We start from the raw sequence: 12,240 nt of genomic DNA, 5'->3' as shown, positions 1-12,240 counted from the left end.
TGATAATAACTTTGGCGGAACTGCTCAAATATGATTTGATGGAAAGTGGCTTCCAAGTTAGCTATTTTAATAGTGGAAGAAAGGCATTTCAAAAGCTAAAAACCTCACCTCCGGATGCCATTGTACTAGATATCCTTCTTGAAGAGGGAGAAATGGACGGCTGGGCAATCCTGAGGGAGTTAAAGGATCTAGTGACTAGAATGAGCTTCCCGTTTTTGTAACGACGGACTTGATGAAAGGGAAAAGGGTATTTCATTGGGATTTAAGGGTTTTTTAGTTAAACCATATAAACCGAGGCAATTATCCAAAGTAATTATGCATACCTTGTTCAGTAATGGTAACAAAGGCAGATTCTGGTCCCTGTGATGCCTTCCACGAAGATGACATGGGTTAAAAAATAAAAAACCGTAATGGGTATACAGAACAACAAAAAAATGATAAATTCAAATATGTTGGAAAAATAAATAATTGGGTACAATTGTAGGTAAAGGTAAGTTACAGGAGGATTTATATACATGCAAAAAATTCAGGCCGGTTTGGCTGTAGAGTTAGAAGTGGAACGTAAGGCTGATTTCGGATGGTTTTTAACTGATGGTTCAGAAGATGTCTTACTTCATCATAGTGAAATGAATGAAGGAACGGAACTTGAGCTTGGTGATGAAGTTACTGTGTTCATCTACCACGATAAACAAGCAAGGCTAACAGCCACAATGAAGATTCCCGAAATTCAGATTGATCAGTATGGTTGGGCGGAAGTTGTCAATGTGAAAAGGAAACTTGGTGTTTTTGTGAACATCGGCCTTTCCAAAGATATACTTGTATCCCTTGATGACCTACCGAATATTGATCGTTTATGGCCTGAGATTGGTGATCGTCTATATGTATCCCTTAAGACAGATCGCAATGACCGCCTGTTTGGTAAACTTGCTACGGAAGATGTAATCCAGGAGATTGCTGTAAAAGCTCCTTTAAAAGGAGTCCGTAACACCACTGTTAAGGGAAATGTCTATCGTTTGCTTATGGTTGGGTCTTTCTTTGTTTCCGAAGAAGGATATCGCTGCTTCATTCACGAAAGTGAACGCAAGGAGGAGCCACGTCTTGGTGAATTAGTTGAAGGGCGCGTCATTGATAGTAAAGAAGATGGAACGCTAAACGTTTCTTTATTTCCCTTTAAACAAGATTTAATGGGGGAAGATGCTGATGTCATTTTCACTTATTTAATGAATCGTGGCGGTGCTATGCCTTATGGTGACAAAACACCACCTGATGATATCCAGTTTCACTTCGGTTTAAGCAAGGGAGCGTTCAAACGTGCTCTCGGCAAACTGATGAAAGAAGAGAAGATTTACCAGGAAGACGGATGGACATATTCTTCAGACCGTAAATGACAAAAAGGCAGCGGAAGCTTTTCCGTTGCCTTTTCTATTTGAATTTTATTAAAAAAACTTTTTTTTCCCTTTGTCCTCTTTTAGGATTTCTACAGCTTCCCTGAACCTCATGGAATGTACAATCTCTCTTTCCCTTAAAAATCTTAGTGAATCATTGATATCCGGGTCATCTGAGATGTCAATCAACCATTGATAGGTTGCACGAGCTTTCTCTTCAGCGGCAATATCTTCATATAAATCAGCAATAGGATCGCCTTTAGCTTGGATATATGTGGCTGTCCATGGATCGCCTGCTGCATTTTGATAGAAAAGTGCACCATCATGATTCGCATAATGTTCGCCAAGACCTGCTGCAACCATCTGCTGTGGTGTGGCGTCCTTTGTAAGCTTATAAACCATGGTGGCAATCATTTCTAGGTGAGCGAATTCTTCTGTTCCGATATCCGTAAGTAATCCGATGACTTTATCGGGTATTGTATATCGTTGATTTAAGTAACGGAGTGCTGCAGCCAATTCACCATCAGCCCCTCCGTATTGTTCTATTAAATATTTTGCCAATCTAGGATTACAGTCTCTTACTTTAACTGGATATTGCAGTTTCTTTTCATACACCCACATAGATATCTCTCCTTATACCTGCCAGGGCCAAGGGCCTTGGCCCCATTCCCATTTATTTTCACCGCCTGGACTGTTTCCAAAACCCAATAAGGGACCGTATTTAGGCTCAAAAACCGATTTCAATTGTTTGGAATATTCATGAAATTGATTGAATTGCTGTAATGCTTGCTGGTCATTAGGATGTGTATCCAAATAATGAGTCAACTCGACAAGTACGAAATCCGCAGCCTGTATTTGTTCAAGCAGCTGATAATATTCATCATCCAGTTTCTTATTCATTTACGTCTCCCTTTCCCGATATGGATTATCATAGAAATCATAAAAGAACTTCCAAAGTGTACCGTATTTCAAAGCTTCCTCCGGTGTGAACTGCTCCAAATTCGGCGGTTGAAAATTAATATACAAATTAGGAGGTGTCCTGAAATACTTTCTCCCAATAGGCGGGCACGGATCGAATTTACTATGGAAAGGTTTGTATGATTTAACTAAGGTAAAAGTCTTTTCGCGAGTCAAAAAAATACCTCCTTTGTATAGATGTAGCCTCTAATTATTATGCTTGGGTAATACATAATATGACTCCATTAGTATGATGTGGGAGATAACTGGGAAAAGATGTGTTTTCAGAATATTAAAACACCTTGTTATAGTCCCGTTATCTTCCTGTGATGTTTGTCATCTATTCTTTATCTGTTTGTTCTTTGTATAGAAAAAAACTATGTTAAGATTGAACTCGTTAGCTTATAAAGCAGCTCACAAGGAGGTAACAACATATGAAAAAATCAATCTTATCGTTAGCGGCAGCGGCTGCAATATCCGGTGCTTTCACAATTCCGGTTCATGCAGAAGATGTCAAAGTGAAAGATGGAGACACATTATGGGGGATATCTCAAACATATAAAGTATCAATAGAAGATATTAAGTCTTGGAACGATTTGTCTTCAGACATGATTTATGCCGGAGGAACCTTACATATTTCTCAAGAAGAGCATTATAAAGTCAAGTCAGGAGACACATTATCGGAAATTGCAGACAAATATGATGTAGCAGTAAATGATATTAAATCCTGGAACGGTTTAAATTCAGATACAATCCATCCTGATCAAGAATTGGTCATTAAACCAGCGGCTAACAAAGTCGAAGCGGCGAGTGTTGGGCCTGAGCAAAAATCAGAGCAAGCTGCACCAGCAGAACAATCAAAGCCAGCAGAACAATCAAAGCCAGTTGAACAATCAAAGCCAGAAGAACAATCAAAGCCAGTTGAACAATCAAAGCCAGAAGAACAATCAAAGCCAGTTGAACAGTCAAAGCCAGAAGAACAATCAAAGCCAGCAGAACAATCGGAACCAGCTGTAACAAACAATGAATCCAAGGATCAAGCAGGAATTAAAAAAGAGATAACTGTTAGAGCAACTGCCTATACGGCTGATTGTCAAGGCTGCAGCGGTACAACAGCCACAGGGGTCGACTTGAAAGCTAATCCAGATGCTAAAGTAATTTCCGTGGACCCTTCAGTCATTCCACTTGGATCGAAAGTTTATATAGAGGGTTATGGCTACGCAACGGCAGCAGATACGGGCAGTGCTATCAAAGGAAATAGAGTGGACATTTTTATACCTAACGAAAAGGATGCCGTGAATTGGGGCGTTAAAAACGTTAAATTGCAAGTCTTGAATTAATTCATCCATGCAAAACATGTTTATATATCGAAAAGAGTAGACACGGAGATTTAATGTGTCTACTCTTTTTGTCCTTTTGGTTCACGGGAAAAGCAGGTACAATGAAAGAAATAGATCCTTACCGATCCTTACAAGGTAAATAGGAGGAGTAGTAAATTGATGGAAAAAGCACGTGAATATTTACAGGAATATTTTGGTTATGAGTCATTCCGAAAAGGTCAGGAACAGATTATCGAACAGGTGTTGGGAGGAATAAACACAGCGGGAATCATGCCTACTGGCGGAGGTAAATCAATATGTTACCAAATCCCGGCCCTCTTGTTACCTGGTGTAACACTCGTGATATCCCCACTTATTTCCTTGATGAAGGACCAAGTAGATGCCCTCGAACAAAACGGGATTGATGCCACATTTCTTAATAGCTCCATTTCGGGGTTAGAATCATCCAATAGAATGAACGATATTAAGCAAGGAAGATATAAGTTGGTTTATGTGGCACCGGAACGTTTGGAAAATGCTGCATTTCAACAGGATTTATTTAATGTGGACATTTCATTGGTGGCCATTGATGAAGCCCATTGCATATCTCAATGGGGCCATGACTTCAGACCAAGCTATTTAAAAATCAAGACCTTATTGAAAAACATGCCATCAGCTCCTACTGTACTGGCATTAACGGCAACAGCCACACCGCATGTAACCGATGATATTTGTCAGTCGCTCGGAATATCAGGGCAGCATACAATATCAACGGGATTTTCAAGAGATAACTTGTTCTTTTCCGTTGTGAAAGAAGAAAACCGCGGACGTTTTTTAATGCGCTATATAGAGAAAAACAAGAATGAGTCGGGTATCATATATGCAGCCACTAGGAAAGAAGTCGATTCGTTGCATGCCAAGCTTAATAAAGCCGGATTCAAGACAGGTCGATACCATGCTGGCATGAATGAACAAGACCGTTCGGAACAGCAAGACCAATTCATTCGTGATGACGTTCCTTTAATGGTAGCGACATCTGCATTTGGGATGGGAATCGATAAGTCTAATGTCAGATACGTCATTCATTACCAAACTCCAAAGAACATGGAGAGTTATTATCAGGAAGCAGGTCGTGCAGGAAGGGATGGTTTGGAGAGTGAATGCATCCTTTTGTATTCCCCCCAGGATATGCAGATTCAGCGTTTTCTGATTGATCAATCAAACCCTTCCCAGGAGTGGCAATCACAGGAATTGAAGAAGTTGAACAAAATGAAGGATTATTGTTTTACTGAAGGGTGTTTGCAAGCCTTCATTCTTCAATACTTTGGAGAGGAAAATCCTGAGGATTGCGGTCATTGTGAAAATTGTACAGATAAACGTGACTCTATTGAAGTAACTACACAAGCACAGATGGTCCTTTCATGCATGTTGCGAATGGGTGAGCGATTCGGTAAAACGATGATCTCCCAAGTGCTTACGGGATCACGAAATAAGAAAATTGAAGAGTTCGGCTTTCAGAAGCTTTCCACCTATGGAATCATCAATAATCAATCTGCAAAGGATGTAGGTGATTTCATTGATTTCCTTACAGCAAAACAGTATATCGAAATGACCGGGGGCCAATTTCCAGTCCTTAAAGTGACCAATGCTGGAAGGGAAGTGCTGTTGGGACAGAAAAAGGTCCTGCGTAAGGAAATAAAAAAAGTAAGCAGCATCAGTGTAGATCATGGGTTATTCAATGAGTTGAGACAGTTAAGAAAAGAATTGGCAGGTAAGGAAAATGTACCACCATTCATTATTTTTTCCGATGCATCTTTGAAGGATATGGCCGTCAAACTGCCGAAAACAGAGCAGGAATTCCTAGAAGTAAAAGGGGTGGGCACCCAGAAGTTCGAACGCTTCGGCGCCGTGTTCCTAGAAGGAATTTCCCATTATGTACAGGCACATCCTGAATTAGAAACGAATAAAATGGTTACAAAGGAAGCAGTAAAGAGAAGCAATACTCCATCACATTTAGAAAGCTATCGCTTATATCAGGAAGGCAAATCAATCAAGGAAATCGGGACAATGAGAGGTCTGTCTTCCATTTCAATTGAAAATCATTTATTAAAGTGTGCAGAGGAACATTTGGATATCAAATGGGAAGGGATTTTCTCGGATAAAGAGTATGACCTTGTATTGGAAACTGCGAAACAATTGGATTCTGAAAAACTAAAACCGCTAAAAGAAGCCTTACCTGAGCACTTTTCCTACTTTATGATTAAAGCGATCTTGGTTAAAGCAGGATTGGAAAACGCATAGGTGATTAGGCTTTTGGAATATTTTTTCAATGAATAAATAAGAATTTGGTTTAATGCGTATACTAGGAATGATAAAAAGGTGGGATTTCGCGCCTTTAATCAGAGTCTTTATATAAAAAAGAGGAGGTTGCTCATGTATTTTGGTAAAAAGAATTCAGAGGAACCAGAAATCGTTATGGAAGATACGATAGTATATGCGTGCGGATCAGCAGATTGTAATGGTTGGATGAGAAAAGATTTTGCATCGGAAAACTATGATTGCCCAATGTGCGGTAGTCAATTAGTCGAGGAAGTCAGGGAACTCCCAAAAATTGAAAATGAGTATAATGCATTTAAATAAAAGAGGTGAATTATGCCTCTTTATTTTTTTTGCTTGAAAGAAATATGCCAGAGTGAGTATAATCTGGTTTAATGCTTTACATATATAAATATATATGATAAGATATAATTTCAGTGTTGTTAAGAAAACGCTGGAGGGTAATTTAAAGTAACATTTTTATTAATAAAATAATTTTCCATCATTTTCATGATGGAGTAGAAACAAGTTAAACACATCTAGAAAAATGAAATACATCTTATTACCAAGTATTTTCCTCGATCCATTTCTGTTCTTCATTAACTTACTTCTATGTACCATTTATCTTTTGGAATTTAATTTTCCCAATTGGAATTACGGACGGTTTTAATTAATAAACATGTACTTACAAGCTTTTATCTGATTCTCGCAGGCACGGTCTAGGAACCGTATGGATGGGAGAGAGGCAGGGCTTTCATTGTTTTAGGTTTTGGCACTAAAATTACTCTCATGCTCGATTCGCTTTGAATTGTTTATCCGATCGAGCAGGAAGAACCATATGGAATGGATTCTTGAACAGCGCAGCCTCTATTATCTTGAAGGGTAAGTCAGGGGCTGTGTTTCATTTAATGAGATTTAAGGAATCATTTCTACTTTAGAATCTTTACTCAAATATAAAAAGCATATATATGATATAATGGTTACTGAGATATTAAAAATTCATGTCGTAATCTTAAGTTCTTCCCACTCGGAAAATTTGGGTGTAGTGAACAATAATCAATGGTTAAGCGAATGGGTATTTACTCACTATTTAGATTAATCGCCATCTATTCTTCTTTTATCTTTATGGCTTGTGATCTGTTATGCATGACGAAGTCAATTCAATTCTAAGGAGTGAGATACATGTATAGAAGAAATAATACGGAAGAAATCATTCCTGAAGAAACAAAGGTGTGGGAATGTACATCAGAAGATTGCAAAGGTTGGATTCGCGATAACTTTACAAGTAATGATGAACACGTTTGTCCGTTATGTAGCAGCGAGATGAAACCCGGCACCAGAATGCTTCAAGCAATCAACAATCCAAGAAACTATTAAGACTGTATAAAAAAAGCTGAAGGGGATTATCCCTTCAGCTTTTTTTATCTTTTTGCCAATTGTTTGAAGCAAAAAGCAGGTGAATGATTAGTGAATATCTTTTTTCTTGAATCGGCCGCCCCGAACTTCCGCGATATCCCCTACGGCAAGAAATGCAGAAGGGTCAAAGCTTTTGACTATATCTTTAAGTTTAGCTTCCTCAAGCCTGTTTATTACACAAAAGATGACTTTTTTATCATCACCAGAATAAGCACCTTCGCCAGCTAAAAATGTTACGCCGCGTCCAAGGCGATTCATTATGGCGTCGCCGATATCACCAAATTCATCACTGATAATCCAAACAAATTTGGACTCATCCAAACCAGCGATGACGATATCCATCGTTTTATAAGCTACGAAGTAAGCTATGATCGAATACATGGCGCGATCCCATGAGAAAACGAAGCCTGCACTGCCAAGGATGAATAAATTAAAAAACATGACGATCTCCCCAACGGAAAAAGGGATCTTCTTGCTAGCGAGTATAGCAAGTATTTCTGTACCATCCAATGAGCCGCCATATCGAATGACCATTCCAACACCAATGCCAAGAATCATTCCGCCAAAAGCGGATGCTAGGAGGATATCTTGAGTGAAAGCTGGTACGTGATGAAGCAATGCAGTGGTAATAGAAAGGACTAAAATCCCATACAGAGTAGATAATGCGAAGGTTTTTCCAATTTGTTTATAACCGATAAAAAAGAAAGGAAGATTCAAAACGAAAAGAAAAATACCAAGTTTCCATCCCGTAATGTAAGACAACATAATCGATATTCCCGTTATGCCTCCGTCGATTACGTTATTCGGCACTAAAAAAATCTCGAGGCCGACAGCCATTAAAACGGCACCGATCGTAATTAAAAGTCCTCTTTGTAATATTTGTCTCAGTGTTAATTTTTTATGCTGGGTCTTCTTGTGCATAATTTCTGTTGTACTTGCACCTGCCAGGTCTGACATAATCATGCCCCCCCACTCCCTTCTCTCTATATACGTTCTATTTAATTATAAACCTATAGGTATAATTAAATAAAGAAATTAACATTCTTAATTAATATATTTCTGAATAATTCTTTTTGTTATTCTTGAGTATGTCATGCGATGATGAAGCAGGTTGTGAATGCTTGTCATTATCATGTATTTTTATTTTACTCTATACAAAAGAATAGTATTTCTCATTTTATTGAATTTATGAAAAAAACTCCATTTTCATGTGATGTGTGGGACACCAAAGATTTAGTGTGTAAATATATAGGAATAAGGAAATAAAAAACCTTGGAGGTACTATGAATTTCCATTACAATATAGGAGAATAGAACGGTAGAGGTGATCAAGAAAAAAATGGGACAATCAATTGTGGCATCAAATCCTGTCCTCTTTATGATTGCGGTACTTTTGTTAATAATGGCGTGTTATACGGCGTTGGATTTACTGACATCGTTACTGACGACCGAGAAATATAATCGCCTATTGTATATAGGGAGCAGCTGCTCTATGGGAGTGGCTATTTGGATGCTTAACTTTGTTGTCATATTAACCCTTGATAATTCTGGGGTGGCAGCATTCAACTTTTTTACAATAATTTTTTCATTAGTTTTAGCGATTGCTCTCGCAGGGGTTGGGTTATTGGCGATATCATATAAAACACAAATACTGCAAATCGTTTTTTGCGGTTTCATGTTCACTATGGCAATATTGTCCAATTATATTATGGGAACGTCTTCTTTAAACCACTCTTTGCAATTTAGCATATTGTTGGTCGCCAGTACGCTTTTCAGTGTCTTTAGTTTATTTGTAGCAGCCCTGGCAATATTATTTTATTTTAATAAATTAAGTCAATCCTCACTAAAGCCAGTCAGTACCCTCATGATGAGCGGGGCAATCATTGAAGGGTACTATCTTTTTTTGAGAGTGTTACCGATGGATGGTAAAAATGTAACAGGTGAATTTGTTCCGCTCACTCCTTTTATGCTTTATCTAACTTGCTTTATCTCATTGTTCATCCTTGCCAGCTTGATTGCTTCAAGCACGATCGTAGGCCGGAGGTTGGCAAGAAGTGATAATACTGTGAGCGATATCCGTTATGCTTTAGATCTATCGGCGATCGTCGCCATCACGGATGCAAAAGGAATCATTACATATGTTAACGAAAAATTCCTGGAAATATCTCAATATGAAGAACATGAACTAATAGGGAAAAACCATTCCATCATCAATTCGGGTTATCATGCAAAAGAATTTTTCACTGACTTATGGCTAACGATCAGCCAGGGCAAAACATGGAATGGTGAAATATGCAATCGGGCTAAAGATGGTGATGTTTATTGGGTGGAAACAACAATCGTTCCTTTTATGAAAAGGGGCAAACCCTATCAATACATTTCCATCCGTTCGGATATTACCAGTCGTAAAAAAGCAGAAAATGCTTTAAAGGGTTCAATCAAGGAACTAAAGGATATGCATTATGCCATCAACCAATCCTCGATAGTGGCGATTACCGATGATAAAGGGGTCATTATTGAAGTAAATGAAAAGTTCTCGGAGGTTTCCGGCTACAAGAAAACTGAATTGATCGGCCATACTCATAATTTGGTTAATTCCGGATTCCACCCAAAGGAATTCTTTGATGAAATGTGGAAGACCATCCATCAACGCAAGGTTTGGAAAGGTGAAATTAGAAACAGGGCGAAAGATGGCAGTTTTTATTGGGTCGATACAACAATTGTTCCATTTTTCAGCGAAGAAGGTAAGCCATTTCAATTTTTGGCACTTAGACATGATATAACTGAGCGTAAACAATCGGAAGAAATGCTCCATCGGCAGGATAAATTGGCTGCCGTCGGTCAGCTTGCTGCTGGTGTTGCACATGAAATACGGAATCCGCTGACCTCCATGAAAGGGTATACAGAATTTTTGCAATTAGATGAAACAGATGAAAATAAACAAGAATATCTAGAAATTATTATGGATGAAATCAATCGTGTGAATGAGATAGTTGAAGAATTCTTACAATTGGCCAAACCACAGTCGTTGATATTGGAAACGAAGAATATTATACCAATCATTCAAAACGTGTTATCTTTGACGGAGTTTGATGCAAGAAAGAAGAAAGTCGCACTGGTTTGGGATTGTTTTTACGAAAAAATCCTCGTACAATGTGATGAGAATCGTTTAAAACAAGTCATATTGAACTTCATTAAAAATGGTATGGAAGCCATGCCTGACGGCGGGGTCATAAAAGTCATTACTGAGCTTAAAGAGGATAAAGTGCATATCTCCATAAGAGACACAGGAATCGGGATACCGCCAGAGCAGCTTAAGAGATTGGGAGAGCCATTTTTCACAACGAAAAAATCCGGTAATGGGTTAGGTCTCATGATCAGCTTTAAAATAATAGAAAGCCACTTGGGAAATGTCTTTGTCGAAAGCGAGGTTAATAGGGGTACAGCCTTTAATATTGTGCTCCCTGCGAAATAAGCCTTTTCTTAGAAGGCAATGAAAAAGTTGCAGGGATATAATGAAATGCAGAATTTGTGGAGTTATATGGTGGTTTAGTAGATACAGCATGGGGGAAACTGGATTTGGAAAAACAAAAGCATGCTAATATTTTTAGCTTGAAGGTATTTTACCTATTTTCATTTTTTGCAGTGGGAAGTTTAACACCGCTATTAAGCGTTTATTTAGCCAATGAGGTAGGTTTGTCTGGTATTGAAATAGGTATGATCATGTCTGTTGGACCGATAGTGATGATCGTTTTTCAACCCTTTTGGGGAATTGTCTGTGATTGGAGCGGAAAACCAGCAAAAATACTTGCAATTACATCGTTGCTTGCTGGGGTATTAGGGTTAGGTTACTTGCTGTTTGAGCACTATTTACTTATAGTATCCGTCGCAATTGCCCTGGCTATCTTTCAAAGCGCCATTATACCAGTTTCAGACAGCATCACTCTTCAATATACAACAAGAATTAAATCGAATTATGGGAAAATCCGTTTATTCGGTTCACTCGGTTACGGTGTGGCCGTGTTTGTAATGGGAAAGTTATCGGAATCCTTCATTGGTCCTTCCGTTATATTTTATGCCTTTTTCTTCGGTCTATTGATCGCAGCTAGTCTTGCTCTTCGTTTGCCTGAAGAGGCTCCTGGAGAAAAGGGAAAACTTTTCGGTGGAATGAAAGAATTGATCACCATGAAACGTTTCCTTATCTTTCTTGCTATAACGTTCTTGATTTTTGGTCCAAACCTTGCAAATAATGTTTACTATGGTTTGTTTGTAGAGGCAAGAGGCGGGACATATACAGGAATTGGCATTGCGTTCCTTTTAGCTGTATTGTCGGAAATTCCATTTATGAGAATGGCAGGTACCTGGATTCATAAAATGGGCCTGCTGCCAATAACCTTATTGGCTGGAACGGCTTCATTGGTTCGCTGGGTTTTGTATTTTACAGAACCAAGTTTGGCTACCGTATATGTAACTTCGATCATTCAAGGGTTTTCACTTGGCCTATTCATTCCTGCGGCATTACAATATATTCGGGAAGTCGTCCCGGCCCGCATAACAGTTACAGCAATAACGCTCTATTCCGCTATTGGCAATGGATTGGGAAACTGGTTCAGTACCTTCAGCGGCGGGATAATCTTGGATAAATCAGGGATATACGCAGTGTATTTATTTTACGGTTTACTTACACTGATTGGGATGCTGCTCACGGTATGGCTCATGAGGTTAGATAAAAACCTAAAAGTAATGAAGAAAACCACTGGTATATTAGAAAAATAATAGTATTAAATTTTTCCCTTATTGAAAGCAAGAGGCCTTTTCATCTTAAATGGTGAAGAGGTCTTTTTTGCT

12 protein-coding genes are annotated in these 12,240 nt (G+C 38.6%); 8 read left to right on the top strand and 4 right to left on the bottom strand.

The window, feature by feature from the left end:
* Positions 1-11 precede the first annotated feature (11 nt).
* Together SB775_RS06120 and SB775_RS06115 are read left to right on the top strand one after the other, a co-directional pair.
* Positions 12-221, top strand: a complete 210-nt coding sequence (locus SB775_RS06120; RefSeq protein ID WP_410860882.1) for a response regulator — start codon at positions 12-14, stop codon at positions 219-221.
* A gap of 294 nt (positions 222-515) precedes the next feature.
* Positions 516-1,388, top strand: a complete 873-nt coding sequence (locus SB775_RS06115) for a CvfB family protein (protein ID WP_410860881.1) — start codon at positions 516-518, stop codon at positions 1,386-1,388.
* 48 nt (positions 1,389-1,436) lie between these two features.
* Here SB775_RS06115 and SB775_RS06110 read toward each other — a convergent pair whose 3' ends face one another.
* The 3 genes from SB775_RS06110 to SB775_RS06100 are packed head-to-tail and all read right to left on the bottom strand — an operon-like array spanning position 1,437 to position 2,519.
* Entirely contained in the window at positions 1,437-2,006 is a 570-nt protein-coding gene (locus SB775_RS06110) for a manganese catalase family protein (RefSeq protein ID WP_061463490.1), read from the bottom strand.
* 12 nt (positions 2,007-2,018) lie between these two features.
* Positions 2,019-2,285: a spore coat protein CotJB gene (locus SB775_RS06105; protein WP_061463489.1), complete on the bottom strand. Its 267-nt coding sequence runs from the start codon at positions 2,283-2,285 to the stop codon at positions 2,019-2,021.
* Positions 2,286-2,519, bottom strand: a complete 234-nt coding sequence (locus SB775_RS06100; RefSeq protein WP_061463488.1) for a spore coat associated protein CotJA — start codon at positions 2,517-2,519, stop codon at positions 2,286-2,288.
* A 257-nt stretch (positions 2,520-2,776) separates the two neighbouring features.
* On the opposite strand from SB775_RS06100, the gene SB775_RS06095 reads away from it, so the two are divergent.
* The 4 genes from SB775_RS06095 to SB775_RS06080 all read left to right on the top strand — a co-directional run bounded on the left by SB775_RS06095 (position 2,777) and on the right by SB775_RS06080 (position 7,354).
* Positions 2,777-3,682: a LysM peptidoglycan-binding domain-containing protein gene (locus SB775_RS06095; RefSeq protein WP_410860879.1), complete on the top strand. Its 906-nt coding sequence runs from the start codon at positions 2,777-2,779 to the stop codon at positions 3,680-3,682.
* Between the two features lie 156 nt (positions 3,683-3,838).
* On the top strand, positions 3,839-5,962 hold the full coding sequence (gene recQ / locus SB775_RS06090) for a DNA helicase RecQ (RefSeq protein WP_410860878.1): 2,124 nt from the start codon (positions 3,839-3,841) through the stop codon (positions 5,960-5,962).
* A gap of 132 nt (positions 5,963-6,094) precedes the next feature.
* Entirely contained in the window at positions 6,095-6,301 is a 207-nt protein-coding gene (locus SB775_RS06085; protein WP_061463486.1) for a cold-inducible protein YdjO-related protein, read from the top strand.
* 858 nt (positions 6,302-7,159) lie between these two features.
* The gene (locus SB775_RS06080; protein WP_034307294.1) at positions 7,160-7,354 is read left to right on the top strand and encodes a cold-shock protein; all 195 of its coding nucleotides are present in this window, start codon (positions 7,160-7,162) and stop codon (positions 7,352-7,354) included.
* Between the two features lie 87 nt (positions 7,355-7,441).
* Here the strand turns inward: SB775_RS06080 and SB775_RS06075 are convergent, their stop codons facing one another.
* Complete coding sequence (locus SB775_RS06075; RefSeq protein ID WP_061463485.1) at positions 7,442-8,350, bottom strand: YitT family protein; 909 nt, start codon at positions 8,348-8,350, stop codon at positions 7,442-7,444.
* A 381-nt stretch (positions 8,351-8,731) separates the two neighbouring features.
* Here SB775_RS06075 and SB775_RS06070 point away from each other — a divergent pair, with 381 nt between their 5' ends.
* Positions 8,732-10,867 (top strand): PAS domain S-box protein, encoded by a 2,136-nt coding sequence (locus SB775_RS06070; RefSeq protein WP_410860875.1) that lies wholly within the window; start codon positions 8,732-8,734, stop codon positions 10,865-10,867.
* Between the two features lie 104 nt (positions 10,868-10,971).
* Complete coding sequence (locus tag SB775_RS06065) at positions 10,972-12,168, top strand: MFS transporter (RefSeq protein WP_410860874.1); 1,197 nt, start codon at positions 10,972-10,974, stop codon at positions 12,166-12,168.
* Positions 12,169-12,240: the final 72 nt, after the last annotated feature.

Source organism: Peribacillus sp. SIMBA_075, from assembly GCF_046534585.1.
The sequence above is the reverse complement of the archived record's forward strand: the minus strand, read 5'-3'. Positions and strand labels throughout refer to the sequence as shown.